Here is a 26,464-nt window from a genome sequence, read left to right on the forward strand (position 1 = left end):
TCGATGAAGCAATTTCTGTGTCTTACCAGCTTGCTCCTTCTGGGATTCCACCTAGGGCTGGCCAATGAAGAAATACATCTGGACGGCATTCTTGGCAATTCCGGCATGGATGGCGAAAGCCTGGTTCGGTATGACGGCGTGGGTTTCGACGAAGTGACGGCAATCCATGGACTCGCTTACGATCGTTTTGGCGTACTGTGGTCCTTCGGGGGCGATCATAACTTAATGCGTCTTTCGTTGGATGGACGTATGTTGGGGACTTACCCGGCGAAGGTGACCCGTAATGAGAGTCGTAGCCTGGTACTCGTCGGAGATTGGCTCTTATTGCGATTGGGCAATAAGTTGTCTCGACTGCCAATCTCGGCGGAGAGTGGACTGTCTCCAGAATCACTGGATCTCAAGGTGCTCGAAATAGCCCTGAATTCCGTCGATGGACTGGCCGGGGTGGTGACTGAAGACCGAAGGATCGGGGTCTACGAACCCCTTAGCGGTACGTTCACCGAGTACGCTCGCTTGGAGGAGGGGGACCGTGTCTTGAACCTAGCCGTTTTGTCCGATCGGAGTCTTGTCCTGAATGGAGCGGTGCGCTTTACGGGGGAGAGTGAGCGTAGCCTCTTGCCGAACCGGCTTCCCGGAGATTTTCAAATCGCGGGAGGCTATGCCTTCGCGTTCCAGTGGCACATGACGGTGCAACGTTGGAACCTGGATTTCGAACCGTCTCCGGGGGTGATCTATGGCGGAAGCTCCGGGTATTTTATCGGCAGTCTTCCTGAAGACGGTGAGATGCACTATCCTCGGGGCATTGCCCACTTGGGTGGCAATCGATTCGCGCTCGTCGGTCCGGTCGGCGTGATACACTTGGTCGAGTATGATCCGAAAGCGCAGGCCTTTCATCTGGTCCGTCGCTTGGGTGGCCTCCATTTCCCGTCGACCCTGGTACTCGATGAGCGCGGGCGTACCTGGTATTACTCCGGGTTCTGGGATTGGCCGGATAGCCCTGTCTCTCCATTGAAAGGGGAGACGGCCTTTGCTTCCCGCGACTGGGATCAGGTGCAGGGCTCAACTTCCTTGAACGGACAGGTGCTCCTGCCATTTCTATTCCGGGGATCGCCCCGCTTGATGCATCGGTCCTATGACGAAAAGAGCAAGTCCACCTCCAGTGAAGTGAAGGAACTGCCGAAGAATCCAACCGGTTTTGCCTTGAGGCCGGACAACGATGGAAAGCGGCAGATCGGCGTGGTCGTGAATGCGGCAGGTGAGGGCGTACAGCTTCAACTCGCCGGCAATGGGGCCGTTCAAAAGGTCCTCGGCCAATTCAAGTTGGAACTGGAGAAGCAGCATCCTTCGATCACAAGTTTGGCCTTTGCTCCGGACGGACAACTGATGGCGGCCAGTGGCAGGGGGATTGTTCTTCTGGCTGCACATGGGAATACGTACAAGGAGGTCGGGCGCATGCAGGCCTATCAGGGGCCGAATGGGGAGACCCCCTTTGGGGACCTGATCTATCTCGATATTGCCGAGGATTTGCTGTGGGTGTGCGATACGAGTCATAACCGTATCGTCCTGTTTCGTCTGGAGGGACATGTTCCGGCCTATCTGGATGCGTTTGACGGTGCCGCGGTCCTTAAAACGCCGTTGGAGCAGCCGCAGCGAATCGATGCCGCCGGGAGTCGTGCGGTTGTGATCGATTGGGGCAACCAGCGTATCGTCAAGTTGTCCACTTCGTCTCAATAATTGGCTGATCGGCCAATTGTTCTATGCGGCTCGTCGACGAATGATCGAGAGTGTATGTATACCGTATGCCTGTCAGTTTAACTGATTTTGGCTATGTCAAAATGTATGAATCGTACCCCATTCTTACCCCGGAATCGTCTACTTTCGCTTGCCATTCTAACTGTATCGAATCTCTCAGCCCTGACCACCATCGATGTGGATACAATCTATACGGGACAGGACTTTTCCGGTGAAAGTTTGTCGGCGGCGGCTTCTGATTTGGGCAGCACTCACTTTTTTGGTGGCAGCGGTGCCAGCAATTTGAGCAACACATCATGGTCCGGCTCTGGTGCGACGGTAACGCCTCATTTCAGCAATTTGGATAATCAGAACTTTCGCTTGGTTAATTTTACCGGTGCGAATTGGAGTGGTGTTCACTTTACCAGTACATCCGGCCTTCAGGTGTTCCAGCAAACCAAGTTTACAAATGCCAACTTCAGCGGTGCCAGTTTTACGCTTACAACTGGACTGGAAATGTTTAAGCAGGCCGACTTTTCCGGGGCCGATTTCTCGGGGGCGATGATCGATGTCGGTTCCACCACCGATTTCCTAAAGAACGCGACATTCAGTAGCAGTACCAATTTTTCCGGGGCGACGATCTATGCCGGTGACAGTGTTTCATCCGGGAGCCTGCCGAGCTTGTCGGGCGCGAATTTTTCCGGCGCAACGCTGCGAATCGACCTGGAAGGCACTGACCTGTCCGGGGTGAATTTCCAAAATGCGAGTTTTATCAAGACCGATGGCATCGGTTCGGTGATTCGTAATTCGGTGGCGAATCTCACTGATTTCCGTGGTACCGATTTTACCGGTGTCAATTTCTCGAATTGGATCGAGAGTTTGACTTGGGATGAGGGCATGGCGCCCCTCTACGATGACAATACCATCTTTACCACCCAGAGCGGGACTTTTGACCCTGTGGCTGCTGGCTGGACTTATTCCCCGGTTCCCGAGCCGGCTGCTTTTGCCCTGATGGGTGGGGCTCTAGCGTTTGCGGGCGTGATGCTTCGCCGCCGTCTTCATGCTTAAGCTGTTCATCGGACAGACAGTTTCTGTTTTGGGGAACGCAAAAGGTCGGGCGTGCGATCCCTCGCGCGGCGCTGCGGAGTAGTCCGTGATGCAGGGTGGGTTTTTGGATTTTTGATTCATCCTGCGGTGTGATCTGTGTCGGCGGATCGTTAAGGATAACGATCCCTACCATGATCGGCGGTATGAATTCAGTTGCAGGCTAAGGCGTGCTATCCCTAGCGCGCCTTAAGGGTATCAGCGTCGGATCGCAGCGTCCGCCCCTCATGCCATTCCGGGGCGAGCCCGATCAGGTAAGGAGACTGCGTTGTGCTAAAGTCGTTTTGGTTGATCGCCGCGGTTACTTGGTTGACCGCTTTGATCCCCATCAGTTGCTCCGGTTGGTTCACTCGGGTGACCGCTTCATCTGGATGTCGCATGAGATGAACATAGCCAAGTGATTCCGGGATTCTAAATCCGGCCGTCTTTAGCAAGAGATACAGATCCATATCGAAGCTGGAGCTAATCACCGCATCGAGTTGTTTGCGTTCCACCCATTGACGAATCGATGTGGGGGATATGTCCGATCCCACTTGCGGTATGCTCCAATTGCACAGATACATCTTGCGTGGGCTGTAGTTTTTGAAGGCGGTCAGGGCAGCGACATACATGTAGCGGGACATCCGGTCGACGGTTTCCGTATTGATGAGGCCAATGCGCTTGTAGCCTTTCTCCAGCAACTTTTCCAAAGCTAGAAAGACACCTGCCTGGACATCACTGCCGACTCGGGGGAGTGGGGGCGACGCGATGGTATGGCCCATTGCAATCGCGGCAAAACCGTCGAAGTTGAAATCCAGTTTTTCAAAGCTGCGTATGGCCGGCATGAGTATGATACCACGGATGCCTCTTGATATTAGAATTTTACGCAATCGATCCGGGCTGATTTTTTCCGGAGCATAATGAAAAAGCTCCGGCTTGTAGCCGAGTTTATGGGCCTGTGCTTCGATGCCTTGGAAGTAAAGATGACGGCGGGTGCTCGCTTCAGCGGCGAAATGGAAGATTGCCAAGGGAATTCGGTTTTCTGTCGTGGATGTGCGGGCTCGATGGCTCATGAGCGCACTGATGTAGGGGTGGGGCGCATAGCCCATGTCTTCGGCGATCTTCCGGATCCGCTGCTTCGTGGCATCTGCGAGGTGTGGATGGTCTTTCAGCGCTCGGGATACCGTCATCTTGGAGACCCCGGCTGCATCCGCGATTTGCTGCATGGTGACTGTTTTGGCGGCGCTCATCGTTTACTTTTTGAAGCTGATTCTGCGTTTAAATGCTACGTGTAACATGTAAAACATATTGTTCCAATTTCCAAATTTGAAGAAAAGAGCAGCCATCCACTCAGAAGTATCACCCCCGAATGTTTTAAAGAATATCATGAAAAACCTGACCCATGCCCTTTTATTTTCCGGCCTCACGCTGAGTGTTGCACAGGCCGAAGTGATCTACTCGGACAATTTTGATGGTGCTGCGACCTCACTGAATGGCGTCGCCCCCGATGTGCGTCCCGGTAGTGAAACCTGGACTTCTTCGAACCTGAATGCCGATGGTTCGATCGCTTCTGTCAGCACGACATCCTGGCTGCCTTATGCTTTCCAGAATGGCATGATCTACTCCGCCACGCTGGCCAGCGATATCGCCTATCAAGCGAGTAGTACCACTCCTGTCTATTTTGGCTTTACGGAGAATGATCCCTTCAATTCAGGAAATATAATGGGAAGCACGCAAAACACTTACGGTATTCTTGCCATCTATCGTGGCGGTGGTGCGATCTTCGAAGCAGGTCCGAATAACGATGCCACTGATCTGACTCTTGCGGCAAATAATGAACTTTTTTCCAGCAGCCAGGATAACTACGAGATCACTCTGGTTCTGGACACCACTGCGGCCAACTGGACGCTGGCAGCGTATGCGGGGGGCGATTCCATTTCGGGGACCCAACTGGATCTGAATGGTGCGGCAGCTGGATTGCTCTACGACTTTGGTGGCGCGATGTCCTTTACCGGTATTGGTATGGGCTATCATTCCGCAACCTTTGTTGCTGAAAATTTCGTATTGGCTACGATTCCTGAGCCGGGTACTTATGCCTTGCTTGGAGGCTTTCTGGCCTTTGCTGCCGTGATGCTGCGTCGCCGACTGGCCTAAAAAAAACGGGCAGGCGAATGTTTTGAAGGCGTAGTGTTCACTGCGCCTTCACTCTTTCAGGCCAGTGTCCCGTATCCCAATTTCACATACATGAAAGAAGATCTACGTATTCTGTTTGGGTTTTTAGCGCTGATACTCCTGACGCTTACATCCGTGCAAGCGGGTGTCTTCTACTCGGACGATTTCAATGGTCCGGCCGCGCCGGCGAATCTCGATGCCTTTGCCCCGGATGTTCGTCCATCCAACGAACAGTGGCAGTCGGCATCGAATATCTATGCAGATGGTTCCTGTGCGACCGGGCATGCCTCGGCCTGGTTGCCGATCGAATGTGAGGACGATCAAGTCTATACGGTTACACTTCACATGGATGTGGTCTATGCCTCGGGGAGTGCCACGCCGGGAGGTGGTCTTGCTTTGACCACTGCCGATACCTATAACACCGGACGACCGAACAATCTGGAGACCCGTGGATTTTTGGAGTTCGGGCGAAGCGGCAGCTGGGCCTTCTATGATATGGGGGCAGAGCCGGCGATTGCCAGTGGAGGCAACAACAGCCTCTTTACCGAAAGCCAAACGGACTATGAGGTACGACTCGTGCTGACCACCAGCAGTACGGAGTCATGGAAACTCGATGCCTACCTTGGCGGTGTGCAAATGGATTTGGCCCCTTCGGACGCTGAAAGCCTGTCCTATACGTACAGTTCGCCTCCAGTTCTGACGGGAGCCGGACTGTATATTGTCTCGGGTACCTGTTCACTGGTAGACTTTGAACTGCAAGCTCCGGTGGATTCGGAGTCCGTAGAAGTGACGAGCCGGGTCGTGGATGTCTTCCTGCTTGCCGGGCAAAGCAACATGTCCGGTCGAGTCACCACGGATTACATCCATGATTCTCGGGACGACGAGTGCTTGTTCTACTATCGTACGGATGGGCCGGCTTCCAGCGACGTGGATTCCGGGGGCGCCTTCACCACAGTGCAGCCTCTGGCATCGGGATATTATGGACCGGAAATTAGCCTTTCGCGCGAGTTGGTGGATAAGGGCTATCGAGTGGCGATTATCAAGGTCAGTGATGGGGGTACCTCACTGGATGTCGATTGGAATACGACCTCCTGTGGAACCTGGTGGAAGCACTGGCGGAGCGAAGTTGCCTGTGCCTTGGAAGGACTGGAAACCATGGGCTATGTTATCCGTGTACGGGGGGGCTGCTGGCTGCAGGGGGAGACGGATGCGGCGAATGCGACGCGTGCGGCGAATTACGAGAATAATTTCTCCACCTTCCTCGCCGATCTGAATTCCCAACTGACGGATTGGGGCTACGACACTTCAGACATGCTAACGGTCTGCGCCTTGATTCGCACGGCCAGCGGGACTTATGCCGGTACGGTGCGCACTGCGCAGCAAACCGTGATCGAGGGGCAGGGAAATGCGACTTGGTTCGATACGGATGACCTCAGTATGCAGGGAGACAACCTGCATTACGATGCGGCAGGGATTGCGACGCTTGGCGAGCGCTTTGCCGCGGCTTTTCCGGGCGTCGAAGATTTCGATGCCTGGACGAGCGGCAACGGCCTCAGTGGAGATGACGCCTTGCCGACAGCAGATGCGGATGGCAATGGACTGGATAACTTGACCGAATATGCCCTTGGCATCGACCATGGAGGTACCTTGGAAGAGCCGGTTGCCGAAGTTCTGGAAACGGTTCTTTCTGTGACTGCACCGCTCCTACGTCAGGACATCGCCTATCTCCCGGAGTGGTCGGAGAATTTAGTGCAGTGGTTCAGCGATGGCCTGACCGTCGAACGGAGTCTGAATGAAGTCGTCGCCCAGAAGTCCCGCATCGGGTACGAGCGTTTGTTTATGCGGCTTTCGATGGAGTTGGAGTAAGGGGCATCAATTGAGAAGGCACTTCAGTGTATGGCACCTCTGGTGCGTTCGTTATGTTCGGAGGAGTCTAAGCGACTGTGGCTGCTACACCTCAGTGATCGTTTGTTGTAGCCGCGCCAGTCCCTGGCGCGTTTCCTCGGTCCACAAAAAAGCCCGGAGGAATCAATCCTTCCGGGCTTTGTGAAAAAAGTCAGTTCCGAATTAGGAGTAGTGGAACTGCGCCGTCGCTTCGCAGTTCTTATCGGTGACGACACGCACCCAGTGGGCGCAGAAGCCTTGCGGGAAGACGTGTGGGGTGTAGCCGCCTGCCGGTACCTCGACTTCGGTGTAGCACTTCCATCTGCCGTTGCCCTGGAAATCGACTTCGACAGTGAAGGTGACAGCTTCCTTTGAAGTGTGGCTCAGATGCAGCACCTTTTGGTCGAATCCGGTCATGAGGAACGGGTCCGACGGTGTGCTGGCCTCGACAGTATCTTCCCACCAGGGGCCGCCCCAGCCCTTAGGCTTGCCAAAATTCCAGAGGTCGTCGGTCTTGCCGATCCAGAGACCGGATTGAGGTTCGGCGCTTTGCAGATTGCCGCCACCTTCGAAACTGGTGTTGTCGGCCCCGACGATAAAGAGGCCCTTCCAGGAGCAGAAGTCGCCGTGCACCCAGAGGTGGGTCGAAATCGGACGAATGCCGCAGTATTGGTTTTCGTAGGCCCAGGGAGAGAGTTCATACCACATGCCATGGTGGTCCATGAGCAGACGCTCATGCTCGGTGGAACGAATACGCGGCCATTCGGTCTGCCACTTGTGATCCCAGCAACTGGAGGCCTTGGGCAGACGGTAAGTGCGCCAAGTGTCGTCGTTGGCGGTGTAGATCTTGAGGATGGCGGAGGCACGGTCCCAGCCGGAGGCGAAGATGGTTTTGCCAAAGTAGCCGAGTCCGTTAACAGCGACGAAGGGCTTGCGCTCCAGCACGGTCCACTTTTCACCGTCGTATTCGGCCAGAGTGCCTTCTTTACGCTCACCTTTGAAGTCACCTTCCTCATAATCGTTGTTCACGATGACGAGTCGGCCATGGTTGCAGTAGCAGTCCTTGAAGTGGCAGCTACCTTCGCCCGGTGTACCGAGCTCCTTGGTCAGGTCGAAGAGGTGTTTGGTTTCAAGTGTGTGGACGTTGAGCTCGAAGAGTTCACCTTCCATGCCCAACATGTACACGAGATTGTCGGGATCCGTCAGGTGGGTTGCGGTGCCGCAGAGTCGAATGTCGATCAGCTCTTTCACGGTGCGGACATTGTGATCCGTATCGATGATGTGCGGTCCGATGACCAATTGGCTGGAGGGGGCATGTGTGAAGCGGTTGGCATAAGTGCCGTCGACCGCGTCCGGATGCTGCGTCATTTGAAAGTCCGCATGGATCACGCGCAGTCCGGTGCCTGTCCCGGTTTCTGCCCGGTGGGAGCTGTAGTTCAGCACATACAACTTGTCCTGCCAGGGCATGAGGCAACCGATACCAATCTCGGTTCGGGGGGGGCCAAAGTCGGCGACTTGTGCCAGTGAAGGCACGACGCCGGAGAAGTTCAGGGGGAGTTTTGTTTCCATGTGAGACTAGCATGCGACTGAGTTCTGCATTGAAAAGCCAGCCAAAATGGTAACAGTAACATTCCATGGCGGATTCTACTGCAGCGAAGATAGAGGGGAAGCGGGCGACTTTAGCGGACGTCGCTCAGGTAGCGAAGGTGAGCCGCATGACAGTGTCGCGGGTGGTGCGTGGGGAACCGACCGTGAAGGTGGCGACACGGCAAAAGGTATTGGCTTTGATCGAAGAACTCGGCTATCACCCGGATCCTCTTTTATCGGCCTTGTCAGCTTATCGAACAGTAGGCGGTGGGAAAGGGGACGGCAGCACTTTGGTCTTTCTGGATTGTGATGGGACTGAATACAGTCGAGGCGTTTTTGAAGGAGCCCAGGCTGAAGCGCGCTTTTATGGTTATCGAATCGAGTTGCAGCGCATGCCGAAGACGCAAAAAGCGCAAAGCCAGTTGCAGAGGGTGCTCTATCATCGAGGGGTTCGGGGGCTCTTACTGGGGCCCTCCGATCATGAGTCGGATTTCAGCGGTTGGGCCTGGGATCGCTTTGCGGCGGTTTCCTTGGGCGCTTTGGTGCACAAGCCAGCCATGCATGCGGTGGCCATGGACTACTTTCAGGGGGCTTTTGCCGCCTGTCGTATCCTCCGGGGACGCGGATGCGGTCGGATCGGATTTGCGGTGGGTGGGGCCTATGAGTCACGCACCGGCCACCGCTGGATGGGGGGCTATCTGGCGGGGATCGAGGGGCAGTCCAAGTTGTGCTATCAGACTGATCCTGACAGTCGAGATGACTTTGAGAAATGGTGTCGTTCGAAGAAGGTTGATGGTCTCTTGACCATTCATGAGGAACTGCTGGAGGCTTGGCCCTTCGCCCGGGAGAATTTCTTATTGCTCAACGATTATGCGATTCAATTCAAGCCCGAGCTGCGATCGTTGACGCATCTTTCACTGAACCGAGCCGCCATTGGGGCGGAAGGTATGCGTGTGCTGCATCATCATTTACTGCGACAAAGCTATGGGATTCCCGAGTCGCCGAAATTGTCCCAACTTCAAGGGCAGTGGAGGCATGTGTGATCGGTGAGCGGGTATGCGTTGTAGCCGCGCCAGTCTCTGGCGCGATTGGTGCCTCTTAACGCAAGGGGCGGGCTAGGATCCTACGGCCTCCTCCGAGACTGAGGCGGCTACAACGTCGGCCTCCGTGCTTACTTCCTGCGGCGACGCAACATGACGGCGCCGAGGGCGAGGCTGCCTCCGAACAAGGCAAAGGTGTTCGGCTCTGGGATCGAGCTAGTGACCACGATGTTGTCGATCCAATAGTTCGCAGCCCTGGAGCGTATGCCAAGCATATCAAACTCGTAGTCTTGTGCGCTCGTCACATTTGAGATCGATGAAAAAGAAAAGTTGTTTGTGGAATTCGTCGGGTCGATACCGGTTATGGTCATCTGTATGTCGTCAAAGCCGTCGGCACCCGTGTCGGCGATACGGGTGATCGTAAAGGTGAAATTCCGTTCTGAGCCGTCGAAATTCCCAACAGTGCCAGCCATGTCGGTGTAGTATTGGTTGGCTTGGTCAAAGACGTCGCTGCCCGCCACAGAGAGATGATCGAGCCCGGTTTCTCCCTGTAGGAAGACGCGATCATAATCCACGCGTGCGAAATAGCCTTCAAAGCCATCGGGTGCCAATGAGTTGCTGGATGAGGTGCCTCCATCTGAGTCGTAAAACCCGAAAGCCGGAACATATGAATTACCTGAACTTAGAGTGCTTTGCGTGCGATAATCGAAGCTGACACTGAGGCTGGCTCCGACTTGACTGAGGGTTTGCTCTGTGAAAGTTGTTTTCAGCAAGTTAACCGATTGGCCGCCGACATTCCCATAGAGTGAGTTGCCAGAGCCCAACTGATCGGTCGTGCTGAGCGCGGTTGAGGTGTAGCCGGCGACCGCGGTCCAGCTTGTGTCGTTTGGGTCGTCGCCGTCGTCGGCCAGTGTGGGGGATGCTCCCACATCAAAGCTGTCATTGATGAGTACATCTGCCTGTGATCTCGCGGCTGAAGTGACTAAGCCCAGGAGAGTGAGGAAGCTTGTGAAGTAGATTTGATTTCGCATCGTGTATTGGGTGGATTCGGGGTTGTTTATTTGAGATACTATCATTGATGGCGTTGCAGCCTGGGTTGACAAATCCAGACGGTAGTCTAATTTATACAAAAACTTTTATAAATTTATCATTGAGCTCGCTGGATTCGGTCTGGCCTCGAGGGATGACTGCCACCAAACCACTCGTTGAAAATTGGAATGAACTGACGACGCGGCTGATCTGGGCCTATGATGGTCCGGTGCGTGAGCACTTCCTTCACAGCGCTTATCGGCCCGAAGGTGTCGTTGCCTGGTTTATCCGGAATGGCTCGGTCACACTGGAGTTCGCGAACCATCGGGAGTCGTACCAGGCCGGCTGCTGGATTTTTCCGAAGCATGAAAAGGGCATGCAGCATTTTTCGAAGGACGCAGTCATGCTGAGCGTGCGCTTTATTGTCGAGTGGAAGGAGGGCACACCTCTCTTCAACCGTTCGAAGACGGTTGAGATTCCACAGGACTGTGCCAAGTCGCTGAGCAGTCTCGGCGAACGCTTGGCACGTCTGTTCGAGGGGATCTCTTTCGAGACGGCGACACTTGAGCGCATGCCGCAACAACTGGATACCTTTCTGGACCAGCAACGTCTTTTTTATGCCTGGTTGGTTGCCTATGCCAAAACCATGCTGAATCAGGGGCTGGAACCGATTTTAGCGACACAACTCGACGAGCGTGTCTCTTCAGCCGCGAGTATCATGGATCGCCGCAATACGCAGGAGACTTTTACCGAGCAGCAGATTGCCGAACTCGTCGGTTTGAGTGTCACCCAGTTGAACCGTCTTTTCGTCGGGCACTTGGGGATGACGATTGCCGAGTATTGGGAAACGCGAAAAAAACGTTTGGCAGTGAATGCCTTACAGGAAACCAGTCGGAGCATCAAAGCGATCAGCTATGATCTCGGTTTTAGCTCTTTATCACACTTCTCGGTATGGGTGAAAAAACGTTTTGGTGTCTCTCCGCGAAAGCTTCGACAGATGACGGAGTGAATCAGGTGCTAGCTCACCGTGATCTCCAGAATGCCCCCATCCTCAATCGCCTGATGCTCAATCAGGGTGCTCTCCAGAGTTCTGCCGTTAATGCGGATGCTTTGGATGGCCGATCCCTCGCCCTTGCGCCGGATTTCCAGTTCTTTGCCGCTTTCGCCATAATGTAGTAGGGACTTTTCGAATACCGGGGGGACGAGCGAGTACAGGGTCTGCCCGTAAATGGGGTACAGCCCAATCGAATTACAGATGTAGTAAGCGCTTTGGCAGCCCATGTCTTCGTCGTCGGGCATGCCGTCGGGATGATTCAAATAATTCTCGCGCAGGCTGTTCGCCACCATATGTGCCGTACGGTCCGGACGACCTGCGAAGGCGTAGAGGTGGGGCAGGATCATCCGGGTTTCCTTCTCGATCTTTGGATGTCGGGCCAGAAATCCGTCAAGGTGGTGACTGAAAGCCTTGGGGCTACCATGCCGCTCAATCAGACCGGTGATGTCGTGCAGGCCACAGAAGGACCAATGGGCTAGGGAGCTTTCGTAAGCGTACGGATCGTTCCAGCCGTCCCATGACTGGGTTTCCGGTTCCTCAACCGGGATCCAGTCCCCGGACGGATCCCGGGGCAGGAAAAGCCGCTTTTCCGGATGCCAGAGGTTCCAGAGCCGGCGCGCCTTCGTGTCGAAATGTTTCATCATGTCGGGTTGCCCCAGATGTTCGGCCAGGCGGGCGATACACCAGTCCTGATAACTGTATTCGATATGCCGGTTGACGGCACCTTTGGGCACATTGGTGGTGAGGTAACCGAGCTGCTCGTAATCATCCAGATAGCGTCCGTAGTAGCGTGGATCGGGAGAGGGCGTTTCCGCATTGCGTTGGCAGGCAAGGAGGGCGCGTCGATAATCGACACCAGCTACGCCCTTACGTGCCGCTTCGGAAAACAAGATCTCGGCGCAGCATCCGCTTTGCTGGTACCCGGTATGCCCGGCCAGGTGGGCATCGGGTAGCCATCCGCTGGAATCGGCATTATCGAGCAGGCTATTCATCAGGTCGGCCGAAAACTCAGGTGCGATCAGGTGCTGCAGGGAGTTGGCGTTGCGAATGCTGTCCCAGAGGCAGCAAATGTCGGTCAAGCCGCTGCCGCCGTCGCCGCGTAGGTCGACGGGCTGGGTGAAGAGTCGAAGCAGGGAGGTTTTCAGAAAGGTTTGCTGGTCTAAATTGCCGCCTTCGACCTCGATTCGTTGAATCCAGGGCTGCCAGGCCTTGCGGGCATCTTCACGGATGCTTGCAAAGTCCCGTCCGGCCGACTCATTCTCCACCGCATGTTTCGCCTGGTCGATCGAATGAAAGGAAATGCCGACTTCCAGTTCGACGGTTTTCGAGCTGAATGACAGTAGGGTGCGCAGCAGGGAGCCGGAGCCTGTTCGGCTCTTTTGAACGCCGTCCTGATTGACGATGCCCTCGTTGAGGAATGCCGTGCGGCTGCGCAGGTAAAAATAAACACGGTTGCGCTCCAGATGCCCCCAGCCACCTTGGTGCTCGGCCCATCCGTAGAGTGTGTGCGCGTCCGCTATGCATACTTCGGCAGCACGGCAGCACCCCTCCAGTTCCCAGTCTTCCGCGTAAGGGGCTTGCCCGGCGGGTGCCGTGCCCGCTTGCAGGATGGCAGAGATATCAAGTAGCAATTGGGGATTGCTGCCTTGCGGGAAATGATAGCGGTGGATGCCCACATGCCGGGTGCAAGTGAGTGCGACTGAAATCCCGTTTTTGAACTGGCAGCGATACTCGCCGAGAGAGGCGTTTTCCGAAGTCGGAATTGACCAGTGGCTGTTGGTGGCGGGAAGGCAGTAGAAAGGCGGTACCGGTATCTGCCTCGGTGGCTTGGCGAGTGGCATGATACGGATGTTCCCGTAACGGGCAGCCCCGCCGGTTCCGGCGATATGGGTGTGGGAGAAGCCGATGATGGGCTTGCCGGGACGGTAGCCGGAGTTGGGCTGCGGATAGCGGATGTCGGGACCGATCTTGACCAGGCCAAACGGCAGGCAGGGACCGATGAGACAGTTGCCCCGTTCACCGGTGCCGATGTGTGGATTGATGGAGGGCATGTTTCTGTGGAACCTGAAGAAATGGTCCGATGCAGTTCATACAAATAGTATACTGCTTACAATTTGTATCAAAGTGAATGTTATACCACCTTGGGGAGCCGTCTACGGGTTTGTTACGCCGAGGCACGCTGAGGCGGCTACAATTCCTGCTTCATCCGAACTCAGTTAGGAGAAGATATTCGGCAGGAGAAACTGTTTCAAAGTGAATACTCGCCTGTGAATTGTTTTAATGCTTCGTTGGGGCATTTTTCTTACATGCGCCTGTATACTCTATTTCTTTGTCTTGTTTGTTCTGTTCTCTGGGCAGGATCGCTTTCCGCGAAAATACTCCAGCCGGAGGACCGTATTGTCTTCATTGGCGATAGTATCACCGGTCAGGGGGGCGGGAATGAACACGGCTGGGTTTGGTTGATTCGTGATGCCCTGAAAGCGGTTGATGCCAGCAATGCGCAGACGATCATACCGCTGGGGGGCAGCGGACACACCGTGGGTTCCTGGCGAAATATCGAGAAGAACAGTCGGGAAAAGAAAACGGGCACACTTGATGTCAAAAAATACCAGGTTGGCGTCGAGTTGGACAAGCATGCCGATGTCGTTGTTATTATGTTAGGGATGAACGATGTGCTTTCCACACACCTAGCTAATACTGATGCGGGGATTGAGAAGTGGAAAGCGCAGTATCGGGGCCTGCTTCAAGCCGTGCGGGAACGGAGTTCGCCGCGGGTGATGGCCTTGGCCACCCCGACGCCTTGCACTGAAGATACGAATTCACCGAAGAACCTGGCGATGGACCGGATGGTTGTAGCTCTGAAGGCTTTGGCTGAGGAAGAGGATTGTCTCATTCTTCCGACCCGGGAAACCGCATGGGAGGTACTGGCCGCCGGGCGACGTCTAAAGCCGGACTTTCATTTCTCGCATGACCAGGTGCATCCAAACCGATATGGACATCCTATGATCGCGGCAGGCATGTTGCGCGGTTTCGGTGAGGCCGAGGCGGCGACATTGATGCTGGAAAAGGCTGTTCCGGCGGATTCGTCCGGAATTTCCTACGAACTTGAGCCAAAATTGTCCGATGTATTGACGGATGAGGCTGTCTTCGAGTTGACGGTATACGCTCAAAATGGTGTCGCCCGAGTGGAGCTTCCGGATGGCTGGCGATGCGATCTTTTGGCATCGTCCAAGGATGTGTACCGTTTCGAACTGACCGCGCGACTCGCGAAGCGCGTCAACCCATTTGAGATCCGCTCGGGGGAAGAAACATGCGAGGTGTCGATTCCTGCGCCTTGGCTTTTGGCGACGGCGAACAAGGGATGGTTTGGGTGGAGCCAAGGAGTCTATGACCCGAACAAGGGCGCACTGGATTCCGACATGGCTGTGCGGACGGGCGAGGGGCTGGATCTGCTTTTGACGAATGGAGAAATTGAGCCGGGGAAGCCGCTCAAGTGGGATCGATTTATCGGCAATGTGAACTATGGCGGGAACGGGGATCCCGCAGTCGTCGACTTCGCTCAAGTCACTTACTTCCGCCCTGGAGAAATCGGCTATGGACTGCGTTGGATTTATAGCGAGCATGCCCGTCCGGTTCGATTGACGGTTTCCCGTCCCGGCTTCGCGGGTGTCAGTTACTCGCAGGTTTGGCTTAACGGAGACAGTATTTATTCGGGCGATACAAGCAAAGCCCGAGGACAGCTTTTCGAGTCATCGGTACGGAAAGGGTGGAATCTACTCTCCTTCAAGACTAATTTCTCTCAATGGCAATGGCAGCTTGAGGTTGGTATGATTGGTCTGGAGGGTGATGACTTGAATGATCTAAGCTACAGTATCGTTCCGAAAAATCTTCCGACGACTGCCAGGATGGCGCTCGATCTCGGGAGTGAGTGATCTGTCTGCAGACTGGTTGGTTCTTAAGCGGCAGCGATGTAAACCGATGCATAAGCTCCCCGAAGGTATCATTCCTTCGGGGAGCTGGTTCACACTCTAAAGCAGATCGAGCGACAGATTGTCGATTCGCAGGTAGAGATCCGGATTGCCGGTCTGCCGGGCGTCCTGATAGAAGCGAATGCTGAAGCCGGTAAGCTTGCCTACTTCAAAGCTGCCCTCGGGGCGCGGTGCCGGTTCTGTCGGCTCCACCAGCGTGATGGTGTAATCGGTTTGGAAATGGCTGAAGCTATGGAGGTCGTTGGTTGAGCTTATGGTGCCGCCCCCATATTCCCAGCGATCGTTTCCGCCACTGTCCTTGTTGTCGTTGTCACTGTGAATCAGGAACTTTACATAGCGATCGTCCGTGAAGTTGCTGGCGTAGTCGAAACCCAGACGCAAGGTGTAGGTCCCTGCCGGCAAGGTGTTGAGTGAGGCGACAACCTCTTCGAAGTTATCCGGGCCATGGGCATTGCCCGGGGCATAATTATAGCCGGCAAGCGTTTCAAATTCAATGAAACCGCCTTGGGCTGCGGCATTGCCGCTATTGCTGTCGCTTATGGTGAACTGGCCGGTCGTAGTGGTTCCCGTGCCGAATTCCAACCAGTCGAAGAAGTTGACAGGTGTGATGGGGTCCATGTCGATGGAGACATTCAATTGCGGGTCCCAGCTGTTGATGTAGAGTTTAGAGAACTCTATGATGCTGGATTCTGTCGCTCCCTCTGTCGCGCCATCCTCAATTTCGTTTTCCACCAGCGTTCCGATGTTGTCCGTGACCGGTTTCCAAAAGGTTGTTTGCACGGCTCCGGTATCGATGTGAAAGGCGGTATCTAAATCATAAGCGGTACATTTGTCGAAGACGATGCCCTGTAAACCAGCGGGGCCCACATGGTCTCCCCATCCGATTCCAATTGCAAAATAGCCTTCCCCGTAAACACCGTATTTGTTCGATCCGGTTTGGTTAGGACGTATTGTATCGATCGCATTATTGCGCACCACGACATCCCAGAACCCGTTGCCAATAATACTTTCGCTCGAGGAGGGTACCACTTGTACGCAGCTCAATTGGACCGGATATACTCCGTTTGTATTGAGCTGCTCATTGTTATCGAGCAGTACGTTACGGAAGACATTGAAGCGGGAGTGGGGCGTGTCGAATAAACGTTGATCGGATCGAAGGTTGATTTCGAAACAGTTGATCAGGTCGTTGTCGACAATCGCCACATCGGTCATGCTGCAGCTGTAGAGCATGATCGTACGCTTGCAGTCGTTGAAGGTATTGCCTGCGATCAACCAGTTTGTGTCGAGTCTTGTGATGGTGTAGGCCGAGGTACTGGTTGGTGTCACCTCCCAGGCGGGGGATACGGTAATGGTATCGGATGTGTTTGAACTGATTTGACGCCACTGTCCGGCTCCGGGACCCGAAATAATGACCGCATAAGCTCCGGCATCCGAGAGTTCGTCTGTTATCCAGCTTTCGCTCGTATCACTTATAGTGGTTGATGTGGCAGATGTGAGATAACCAGCCCCAAAGCGTGGGATGTATTGATTCAGTATTGTTTCACTATCGTTGCCGTCCGGTATCGGACCTTCTCCTAGCTTTATAAATTCACTATCCAGAATGGAGAGATAATCACAGTTCGAGACTTCCCAGCCGCCGTATCCGAGCAAAACACCGTCGGTTTCGACTGTGCGCGCGAAGGTGCAAGCGTCGATTTGCATGTTGTTACAGCTGCCTGCCTCCAGTCGTCCGTCCGACCATTGGACGTAATTGTTTTGGAACAGGATATTTTGAGATTCCAGGCATTCATAGACGCCTTTCTTATCGATGGCTCGGGTGATCAATTCGCTGTCTTTAACGAGCAAGTGTGTTTTGATGCCCCGGACATCAAGTCCTGTTCCGGCTTCATGATCCACCCTTGCACGTACGAAAAACACTGGGCCGGAATTGGCTTGGAAGCTGTGCATCCGTACGCGTCCACCGGTGACAGTCAACTCCATGATTCCATTGTAGAATGTGGTTCCCAGGGTGCTGTGGACGATGTAAGGCGCAATATTTCCGACGAGGGTCGTATTCTCCATCCCGGCTCCACGAAGCACGACATTTTGTTTGGGTCTTAAATCGGAACCAAGCAAATAGGTGCCGGCTGGCAGATAAACGCAGCCGCCGCCTGCGGCTGTGGCTTTATCACAGGCCGCTTGTATCGCGGCACTGTCATCCGTGATGCCATCGCCCGCGGCATAGCTGGTCAGTCGTGGGTCACTGGTCACATCGTAGACGTTTGTGCCGGCAAAGGCAAAGTCATCTGCCCAGGGCACGCCCAGGTTGAGTGCATCGACCGGAGTGGGAATGCAGCTCAATGTCGGACCGTCGGATTCTCCATAGCTCTCTCCATAGCCATTGCTGACTATTAGCTTGTAGTCTTTTCCCGGTTCGAGCGACGAGGGGGCAGTCACATAGGCCAAATTCGCGCGGTTCTGGTCACTCACAATCCCGGCAGTCCGGGTGAGGCTTGCCGTGTCTTCGAACCAGACCTGAGGCGTCGCTCCGTCCAGGTCCAAGTTCCAACCGGAGATTCGAAACGAACGGTTCGGATCAATCTCTGTACCTGCCAGATCCAGGATTTGCCAAGGCTCGGCCTTGTTAATCCAGACTGGATCGCTCTGGTCGGACCCGCATTGGACGGTGACAGCATAGAGCCCTTCATTCAGAGAAAACGGGATGCGGACATGAATGAAACTCTCTGAGTAAGAGAGCACTTCGGGCATGCGTATTTCGGTCGTCGGGGCATCGCTGTCACCGGTGATTTCATCAATCCAGACTTCCGGCAAATCACTGCCTTGGATAAAGTCGGCTCCTTGCAGGATGATGACATCTCCGGGTAATGCATGTTTGGTATGTGTGAATACCAGTGGTGTACTGGCCAGCAGGGCGATGGGGCTGGCTGCGCACAAGACCAATGGGGGCAGTGCACGCCGAAACAGCCCGAATCTATTCGGTTTTGTTTTTTGCATGTGAGGTAGATATGGGGTGAAGTGGGATGCGCAAGCGGCACATCCGCAGAGATTTTGAATCTACAAAACAGACGATGAAAGTAGAGCTATACGCTTGGTATACGCTTCTTTAAAGGCAGTCCTAAGCACCGATTGATCTCTTTATCAAACTGGTGTGGCGTAGGAGTCCCTGGCGTCTATTTGAAGCCTATTATGGAAGTAAATACAGATTGTGCATCTCCAGAAGTCCTTCACGCTCAACGTAAAATTTACTTTGCCCCTGTAGTTTGCGAGAGCTAGCTTTTTGAAGATTTTTATCACTACTTAGAAATATGAGCCACAATACGACCTCGGAGAAATCGTTTTCCCAGCCGAACAACAGTATCATTGCTGGCATCGAATGCTTGCAGTGGTTGGCTTCATCGGCGCGCCCCTTGGGGAACGCGGAAGTGGCGCGAGTCATGGGCATCGATCGTAACCGGGCGAATCGTATTTTAAAGACTCTGGTGATGATGGGGATTGCCCGTCAAACGGCGGACCGGAAATTTTCCGTGGGGAGTGGTTTTCATGTCTTGGCGGCACAGAGTCTCTACGCCTCGGGCATTTTGCGGCCAGCTCTTCCGGTGCTTGAATCTTTGAATCGTTACAAGTGTATTGTGGCCTATGGGGTTCTATGGAAGGATATGGTCAGTTACCTTTACTATCATTTTCCCGGTAGCGATATCGTGCAGGCGATCGGTTTTAAACAGCCTGTACCCGCACTGGATTCAAGTATTGGCCGTGTACTTCTGGCTGAACTGGACGACACCCAGGTCGATGCGCTTTATGGAAAGCGGGATCTGAGCGGGTACGGTGGGTTGAAAGGCTTGAAAGATGAGTTACATCAAATCCGGATTGAAGGCTTCAGTCGTCACGCGTATCATGGAAAACCGGATAAGATTACCGAAGCCTATCCGATTCGCCAGGAAGGTAAGGTGGTGGCGGCAGTTGCCTTAGCTAATTTTCCTGAAGGAAGTAATGGCCGCAAGCAACTCAGTGCGCTGAAACGTTCCTGCTTGGAGATTGAGGCTGCGCTGGTTGAACGGCATGAATCTCTGCATGAGCCAGAGGAGGCATGGCATCCTCTGGGAGTGGTTTGAACACGGGTCTAGTTGATCTATTTTCTCCGCCGTCTGATGGCTGCGAGTGATAAGCAGAGTCCCGCCAGAATACTTGCGTAGGTCGCTGGTTCAGGAACAGAAACAGCAACCGCTTCCTCATAGGTGGTGGCAATTCTCAATTCGTCAAAGTTCCAATTTGTGCTCCCTAAGGCTTGTCGAATAGTGATCGAGTCGACCGCATCCCAACTACTGTCCAGCTGGTTCCCGCTTTCGGTAATGGTTGGTGTGCCTTCGGTAGTCGATGTGGGATTGATGAAGACCGAAGTTAATCCGCTTTCGATCTTCATGACGACAAAGTAAACGTCATCGACGACTGAGGTGGGGCCATCGGTTGTGTTGCTGCTATTGGCGTAGCGTGCCTGCCACTGCCAGTCAACCGGATCAAGACCGGTGTTTTGTCGGTTTATGACACCATAAGTCGTATCGCCAGCGCCTTCACCCACCGTGACTTGAAAAAAGCCGGGGTTGGTCCCATCGGATTCAGCCGAAGTATCTCCGGTGCGTGTTTGCCAAAGGAAACTGACGTAGAGTGCGTTGCCGGAGCCAGCGCTCAAATCGACGCCCGTTGACCATGAGCGGTCAATGGACATGGAGCTGTTGGTATAGGTGGAAAACAGTGACCGTGTGCCACCATCTATTTGGATGGCTCCGCTGTTATAATCAATATTTCGAGCACCGCTCACAAATCCAGTATTTGTTTGTGTCGTTGCAAAACTGTCCGTCCAGCCGGTGCCTCCATTACTGGACGTCAAAGTCTCGAATGTGCTGGAAGTGTCGTAGTCTTCGAAGCCGTCATAGGCGAGGAGTACGGCCTGAGCCGAATTGAGTCCAAGGAGTAGTGTGGAGCTGGAGATCAGTGCTGTGGTAACGATTTTCATGAGGTTTTATATTTCGAGTCGATTAGAACGTCTCTTATATAGAGATAGGAGGTGGCAGTTTGTCAAGTTTTTGTCGTGCGAGTCACACTCTTTTTCAGGCTGCAACAAAGGTCTGACAGTCTGCCGGCAGAGCTACTGTGAGTGGGGCAGTCGGATGCAATAGCTGTATATAGTAAAGCCGCCTCCTCTTGAGATCTGGGAGTGCGAGAAGCAGGGGCCTCTTGGAGTATGACCTGATTCGAGTCTCCGGATCAGTGCACAAAAAAATGAGCAAGGAAGACTTGCTCATTCAATACATTCAGAGGCAACTTCAGTTGCGGATCGCTAGCTGGAGGCGCGGCGTCGGTTGATTACGAGGCCCAATGATAGCAGGCCGAGCACTGCGGCAAAGCTACTGACTTCCGGTACCACGATGACGTCGGCAAAGCTTGTTCCGATGCGGATTTCATCGATATTCCAATTGGATGCGCCCACGGCCTGCCGGAAGCTGATTGTATCCACCGAGTCCCAATTGGTGCCGGTGAGTTGAACACCGGTCTGAGTGACTGTGGGACTGCCTTCCGAATTACTGTTTGGATTGAGGTAGAGTGAAATGCTACCGCTCTCGAGTTTCATCACGACCATGTAAACCTGATCGGAAGTGGAGCTTGGGCCGGTGTTGGCAACGTTGTTGTAGCGTGCCTGCCAATAATGATCGTCCGTGACAAAGCGGTTAATGACCCCATAAAAATAGGTATTGGTACTCGTGCTTTCGCTGAAAATAACTTGAAAGAAACTATTAGTGGTTCCATCGCCGGCTGGTCGACTTTCGCCGGTGCGGGTCTGCCAGAGAAAGCTGACATAGAGTGCGTTTCCAGATCCTTGAGTGAGATCCACGCCACCGCTCCAAGTTCGATTCAAATAATAGTTACTGTTGTCTCCAGTTGAGTAGTAGCTGGTATTACCGCCGTCCACGTTGATTGAACCATTGCTGTAGTCGATATTCCTGGTGGCAGAAGGAAAACCGCCTCCTGTAGAAGTGACGGAAAAGGCAGAGGACCAACCGGTGCCTCCGTTTGTGCTGGTCATGCCCGCCAATCCGTCTCCGGGATTATAGTCTTCAAAGCCTTCATAGGCAATAAGTTCGGCGTGACTGCTTTGGTAGGTGGACAAAAAAAGACATGCGGAAGCCGCCGTCAGTGTGCTGACATGTTTAAAAATAGACATTGTAAAGGCTACGTAGAATCGAAGACGGGGAATGGAGCATTTACTGTAGTAAATGCCACACTAGTGTCTGATTCAAGCCGTTCGATGTCCAGACTTTTGCTCAAGTTTCAGGACCAGGAATGCATCTGTTTAGCGTCCAGGACTGGGGAAGTTGCCATGCTCTGGCGCTTTCAAGCCGATTGCCTCGAAAATGTAGGGCGTGACCATGGCATCCCAGCCTTCCGGGATGGGGTGAATCGAGTCCGGGACGTAGCGTTTGAAGCGTTCCGGAGTTTCCGCCTGCAATTGCTTCCAGCGCGGGTAGTGATCGATCAGGAGGAAGCCTCGCTCGCGGGCCACCTGGCGGTACATTTCGTAATGTGCCTCGATGTCCTTACGGTAGGAACGGTGACCTTCGGGATAAGCATTCCCCGGGGTCATGGTCATGAGAATGATTTCGCAGTCCGGATTGTTTTCCAGAATACGGGCGATCATGGTTTCGAGGTTTCTCCGGACATCGTCGACCGTGGCCCCGAATCGGGCCACTGCGTCGTTGATGGAGAATTCGATAAACACCGTGTCCGGGTTCTTGCTGATGACGCGCTCCTCCAGATGGGCAAGGCCCCATTGGGACCATTGGCCGGAGCCGCCGCTGTTGACAACGGTGGCTTGTCCGGGGAAATGTGTCTTCAGTGCTTCAGTCAGATCCGGCACCCATTTGCCCTTGTCGGTCAAACTGGTGCCGTAGGTGACGACGGTTTGCTGTTTCCCCTGTTCCAGATTTGTCAGGAGCTGAGTCGGAACGGCCGGTAAAGTCATGGCATTTAGGGCTAGGACACTGACGAGAATAGCGGCGATTTGCTTCCTTTTCATCGTCTATTTGGCGATTTCGATTGGACCCCAGCGGTCGGGGGAAAGTTTGGATTCGGAGGGCACGTCATTGACCATGCCGGTCGCCTTGTCATGCCAGTAGAGCCGGGAGGCCCGGTTGTTGCCGGCCGGATCCGAAAAGATGACACCGGTGATGCCTTTGAGCCCGGGGATTTGATCCGGATCAATGCCCAGATCAGCGAGGGGGACGGTCAGTAGCACACTGTAACCGAGCATGCCCTGGCTCACCGACAACTTGGCACTGTCCAGCAACTTGACCACATCAAACTCCTGGGCATTCGCGGGGTTATTGCGGACGACATAAGTCATCGGGTTCTCCTTTTCCGGGGCGGTCTTTTGCCAATAGATCACCTTGTTGGTCCCTCCGATGTTGGCGCCCAGGATACGAATCGATCCGCGGCCGGGCACGTCCAATTTCAGGTCGACCGCATCCCCGCCGATGAAGGCGTGGGTATATTGTTTCTCGGCATTTTTCCAGGGGCTGGAGTCATTGACCTGCCAGGCGATTGCCAGTTTGCGTGTGTCGTGCGCGAGGGATACCCTGAACCATTTTGACCGGTCGCCTTCCTCTTGGATGCGTGCGGTGGGAGCACCGGTGATGATTGAGTCCTGAGAGCGACTATCGGGATCCGGAGCGGATTGGGGCAGCTTGCGGATCCGGGCAATCGTGAGTTGCTCCGGCTCATTGGGGGAGGCGGCTGCCTTGGCTTCTGCCAATCGGATGCCTTCCATGACTTGTGCCTGAGTGACTTCAATTGCTTGAGTCTGCTTGCGGATCGTCTCCGTGCCGTGGAGCTGCATGATCCGGTAGGAGGAACCGCCCAGTTGTAGCAGCACGCGGTCTTGCTCATCGCGCCAGATGAACCCGCCGAAGGATTCCCCGCCGGTGAGTGTCTCGTCGAGGGTGACATCGCCCTTGATGTCCTGCAAGATGCTGGAGAGGTACAGCCCATCCATTGAGATGAGGAACCATTCGCCGCGATCGCCTCCGATTGCGGTGAAGCTGTCGATTCCGGGGACGTCCTCAATGACGCCGTTGGTCCGGAAGGGAGCGATCAGCAAGCCACGCCGGGCGGCCGGGGCGTCATGACGTCCGTACGGATTTGGATAGCTGCCGGTGCGTCCGTCGACTGTGGCGTAGTTGATGCCGTCGGAGAGGTTGCCGGCCCGGTCCATGGCAATCGTGCCGGAACGATTGGCGGAGAAATCGGGCTCAAAGCCGTAGGGGAGTTTTTCAGGATGTGCGAAATCATAAACGGGTACGCCTGTCTTGGTCAGCTTCTTCAGCGGGAAGAGCTTTTGATCCGGTGTGATGAAGGTCAGGTCCGTACGCATCCACCCATTGCTCCAGTAGTGACGTTTGGCCTCAAAACCTTCGTAGACTTCGCCCGCGTCCTGTAGCCCGTTCTCATTCAAATCAGTCCAGACCCAACCGGATTCCAGCTTGTTTCCATGTCTGACCGGATATTGGATTTTAACCACTGTCGAGAACACGCCTGCATCGTTCCGCTTTGCGATGATGACGTAGTCCTGCTTGTTGAACCCGGGGACCGAGACCGCGTATTCATGCCCTTTGTACTTATAGACAAAACCGCGGGTCTTTCCCAACTCAGGGTGGAAGAACAGCGGTTTTTCCATTGAGGGGCGATGCATGATGTCCAGATCCGGATCCAACTTGAATTCCACACCATGTGCGATGAAGCGTGTGGAGTCATTTGTTACAGGGAAGCCCGCCATGGCGCCATAGTCGGCGGCCCCCCAGTATTGCTTCAGCAGTTGGCCCTTTGAGGACCAGCATGTGACCCGGCGGCAGGTGTCTTCCGCTTCCGCTATCCAGAGACGACCTTGTGTATCGAAGTCCAGTCCGTGCGGATGGATGAAGTTCGTGGAGATAAACTTACCACCCGGACGCTTGCCATCGACTGCGGCATAGGCCGTACCGAGTGTTTGCTTCAGTTTGCCTTTCAGATTATAGATGAAGACCTGGTTGGTGGCCTTGTCGCTGATGGCGATGCGCTTGTCGTCCTGACTAATGGCAAAACGCGCAGGGGCCTTCAGGTTCTTTACCTGTACGAGTGTTTTGGCTGCAACACCGTCCGGACTCAGCTCCTTGATCGATCCGTCGTCAAATAGGCCCCGCAGGACGCCGTTCCGGTCGTCCAGTGCAATCAGGCCTACAATTTCGACTTGATGCTCGATGGCTCCGGTTGCCGGTTCGATACGGTAGAATTTGTTCCCACGGATGAAGACAAAGACTTTGCCTCCGCTGATTGCTATTGTGCCGTCTGTGACCTGCTCGTTCTCAACGGGAAGTACGGCATTCGGGCTCTTGCCGGCGTCTTCGAAGAGAACGAGCTCTCCCGTCTGCAGGTTGTAGCGTCGGATGGCGGTTTTCTTGATCCAGCTGTCCCGCGAGAAGGCATAGGCATATTGGTCGTCCAGGGTGACGTCCAAGAGCTCGTAATGATCGTTCCATTTTATCAGACCGTCCCCGGTGATACTGAGCAGGCCCGATGCCCCTTCTGTGCCTGTAAATCCGAGGAGGATGGATTCGCCACGAGTGGCCGCTGACATCGGGTGTCCATGGTTGCTGCCCCATATGAGGTGGCTCGTATCGGTTTTCCATGGAGGGGTGGCCGCGTTGTAGAGGCTGTTGAAGAGTTCCATCTCGAACGGTTCGTGATCCACGATGGTGACCGTGTAGGTGCCCGGAGGTACCGGCTTGCCGTCGTCGTCCAAGCCGTCCCAATAATCGCTCTGCGGGCCAGACTTGCGGGGATATTGACCAAACAGGTTACGCACACGTTGACCCTCAGCATTATCGATCGCGATGGTCACATCCTTTTCTTCATCCAGCGTATAGTTGATTTCGATGGGGCCTTCGGTGTCGTAATTCACGAATTGCTTCAGTCGCGCTTCCTGTAAGGCGACTTGCTGCCTGTTGATGTCCAGGTTTCCTTTTGCACTGATGACGGCACGGCCCCAGCCATTACGGGCACGAAAGAAAAAGATCCGGTTCACCTGGTCGTTTTTGAGAATGTCGGCCAGGCGGTGGGCCCCGCTGGTTCCATCGCTGTTGCCCCACATCGCTTCGATACCAACGACGAATTGATCGCCGGCTGTCAATGGAGTCCCGTCGAGTCGCAGGTATCTCCATGGCCAGAAAGCTTCCATGTTGTAGCCTTTGCCATCCTCCCATTCCTTGAAGGCGATCTTGCCTCCCTCCGCTTCCATCGTGGAGCCGTATTTCTCCTGGAGGTCGGGGCGGTCGGGCCCGGTGGCGTCATAGGGAGGCTGGGCTTTAAAGCCTCCGTGTTTGACGATCATATACGGGCGTTGCTCCGGCGTCGAATAGAAGAGGTTGATATGCATCTGGTGCTCCGCGTCGGTGCCGTCATCCAGGATGACCCGCGCCTGCATTGCGTCGGCTCGCCAGCTCTTCATGAAGTCCTTGCCGCGGGTATCATTCTGCATGGGATTGATGTCGTGGTAGCGTCCTAGCAGGTAGATCCCTTTGTCGTCCCACATCAAATGGGTCCATACGGAGTACTTTTCCACCAAGGTCGGATCGTTATAGCTCCAGATGCCGGCCGAAAGGTCCCAGTCGCCTGTCTCACCGTCGATGACGACTTGGCCGGGTGCTGGCAGCACATGGATTTCGCGGTTGTTCGAAGTCGGGGTGGTGACATCGGCATCTGCTGCCGATACAAAGCTCTGGGGGATGAAATAGGCCGAGCAAAGTGCAATGGATGCAAGCAGGGGAGTGAGTCTGTTTTTCATGATGTAACTAAATTCTTGGTATATGAGG

Annotated in this window: 17 protein-coding genes; 8 read left to right on the forward strand and 9 right to left on the reverse strand. The window is 54.4% G+C overall.

Features of this window, described 5'->3' with window-relative positions; all coding sequences use genetic code 11:
• Positions 1-3 precede the first annotated feature (3 nt).
• On the forward strand, positions 4-1,734 hold the full coding sequence (locus tag O2597_RS05700) for an NHL repeat-containing protein (protein ID WP_269523291.1): 1,731 nt from the start codon (positions 4-6) through the stop codon (positions 1,732-1,734).
• A 105-nt stretch (positions 1,735-1,839) separates the two neighbouring features.
• Complete coding sequence (locus O2597_RS05705; RefSeq protein ID WP_269523293.1) at positions 1,840-2,799, forward strand: pentapeptide repeat-containing protein; 960 nt, start codon at positions 1,840-1,842, stop codon at positions 2,797-2,799.
• Positions 2,800-3,014: 215 nt separating this feature from the next.
• Here O2597_RS05705 and O2597_RS05710 read toward each other — a convergent pair whose 3' ends face one another.
• On the reverse strand, positions 3,015-4,064 hold the full coding sequence (locus O2597_RS05710) for a LacI family DNA-binding transcriptional regulator (protein ID WP_269523295.1): 1,050 nt from the start codon (positions 4,062-4,064) through the stop codon (positions 3,015-3,017).
• Positions 4,065-4,200: 136 nt separating this feature from the next.
• Between O2597_RS05710 and O2597_RS05715 the strand changes: the two genes are divergently transcribed.
• Both O2597_RS05715 and O2597_RS05720 read left to right on the forward strand, forming a co-directional pair.
• Positions 4,201-4,968 carry a PEP-CTERM sorting domain-containing protein gene (locus O2597_RS05715; RefSeq protein ID WP_269523297.1) on the forward strand — a complete coding sequence of 256 codons (768 nt, stop codon included), beginning with the start codon at positions 4,201-4,203 and terminating at the stop codon, positions 4,966-4,968.
• 90 nt (positions 4,969-5,058) lie between these two features.
• Complete coding sequence (locus O2597_RS05720; protein ID WP_269523299.1) at positions 5,059-6,852, forward strand: sialate O-acetylesterase; 1,794 nt, start codon at positions 5,059-5,061, stop codon at positions 6,850-6,852.
• Positions 6,853-7,053: 201 nt separating this feature from the next.
• Here the strand turns inward: O2597_RS05720 and O2597_RS05725 are convergent, their stop codons facing one another.
• The gene (locus tag O2597_RS05725) at positions 7,054-8,439 is read right to left on the reverse strand and encodes a hypothetical protein (protein WP_269523301.1); all 1,386 of its coding nucleotides are present in this window, start codon (positions 8,437-8,439) and stop codon (positions 7,054-7,056) included.
• 65 nt (positions 8,440-8,504) lie between these two features.
• On the opposite strand from O2597_RS05725, the gene O2597_RS05730 reads away from it, so the two are divergent.
• Positions 8,505-9,500 carry a LacI family DNA-binding transcriptional regulator gene (locus O2597_RS05730; RefSeq protein WP_269523302.1) on the forward strand — a complete coding sequence of 332 codons (996 nt, stop codon included), beginning with the start codon at positions 8,505-8,507 and terminating at the stop codon, positions 9,498-9,500.
• Between the two features lie 128 nt (positions 9,501-9,628).
• Here the strand turns inward: O2597_RS05730 and O2597_RS05735 are convergent, their stop codons facing one another.
• Positions 9,629-10,528: a PEP-CTERM sorting domain-containing protein gene (locus O2597_RS05735; protein WP_269523304.1), complete on the reverse strand. Its 900-nt coding sequence runs from the start codon at positions 10,526-10,528 to the stop codon at positions 9,629-9,631.
• Positions 10,529-10,680: 152 nt separating this feature from the next.
• Between O2597_RS05735 and O2597_RS05740 the strand changes: the two genes are divergently transcribed.
• A complete protein-coding gene (locus O2597_RS05740) occupies positions 10,681-11,535 on the forward strand; it encodes a helix-turn-helix domain-containing protein (protein WP_269523305.1) in 855 nt (284 codons plus the stop codon).
• A gap of 8 nt (positions 11,536-11,543) precedes the next feature.
• Here the strand turns inward: O2597_RS05740 and O2597_RS05745 are convergent, their stop codons facing one another.
• Complete coding sequence (locus O2597_RS05745; protein WP_269523306.1) at positions 11,544-13,631, reverse strand: GH92 family glycosyl hydrolase; 2,088 nt, start codon at positions 13,629-13,631, stop codon at positions 11,544-11,546.
• A gap of 255 nt (positions 13,632-13,886) precedes the next feature.
• On the opposite strand from O2597_RS05745, the gene O2597_RS05750 reads away from it, so the two are divergent.
• Complete coding sequence (locus O2597_RS05750) at positions 13,887-15,512, forward strand: SGNH/GDSL hydrolase family protein (protein WP_269523307.1); 1,626 nt, start codon at positions 13,887-13,889, stop codon at positions 15,510-15,512.
• A 96-nt stretch (positions 15,513-15,608) separates the two neighbouring features.
• Here the strand turns inward: O2597_RS05750 and O2597_RS05755 are convergent, their stop codons facing one another.
• Positions 15,609-18,563 (reverse strand): glycosyl hydrolase family 28-related protein, encoded by a 2,955-nt coding sequence (locus O2597_RS05755; protein ID WP_269523308.1) that lies wholly within the window; start codon positions 18,561-18,563, stop codon positions 15,609-15,611.
• A gap of 311 nt (positions 18,564-18,874) precedes the next feature.
• Here O2597_RS05755 and O2597_RS05760 point away from each other — a divergent pair, with 311 nt between their 5' ends.
• Positions 18,875-19,681, forward strand: a complete 807-nt coding sequence (locus tag O2597_RS05760) for an IclR family transcriptional regulator (protein WP_269523309.1) — start codon at positions 18,875-18,877, stop codon at positions 19,679-19,681.
• A 17-nt stretch (positions 19,682-19,698) separates the two neighbouring features.
• Here O2597_RS05760 and O2597_RS05765 read toward each other — a convergent pair whose 3' ends face one another.
• From O2597_RS05765 to O2597_RS05780, 4 genes are all read right to left on the reverse strand, one after another.
• Complete coding sequence (locus tag O2597_RS05765; RefSeq protein ID WP_269523310.1) at positions 19,699-20,580, reverse strand: PEP-CTERM sorting domain-containing protein; 882 nt, start codon at positions 20,578-20,580, stop codon at positions 19,699-19,701.
• 324 nt (positions 20,581-20,904) lie between these two features.
• Complete coding sequence (locus O2597_RS05770) at positions 20,905-21,786, reverse strand: hypothetical protein (RefSeq protein WP_269523311.1); 882 nt, start codon at positions 21,784-21,786, stop codon at positions 20,905-20,907.
• 129 nt (positions 21,787-21,915) lie between these two features.
• Positions 21,916-22,638, reverse strand: coding sequence for an SGNH/GDSL hydrolase family protein (locus tag O2597_RS05775; RefSeq protein ID WP_269523312.1), 723 nt, complete (start codon positions 22,636-22,638; stop codon positions 21,916-21,918).
• 3 nt (positions 22,639-22,641) lie between these two features.
• Complete coding sequence (locus O2597_RS05780) at positions 22,642-26,436, reverse strand: FlgD immunoglobulin-like domain containing protein (RefSeq protein ID WP_269523313.1); 3,795 nt, start codon at positions 26,434-26,436, stop codon at positions 22,642-22,644.
• Positions 26,437-26,464 lie beyond the last annotated feature (28 nt).

It is taken from the genome of Coraliomargarita parva (assembly GCF_027257905.1).
GTDB lineage: Bacteria > Verrucomicrobiota > Verrucomicrobiia > Opitutales > Coraliomargaritaceae > Coraliomargarita_A > Coraliomargarita_A parva.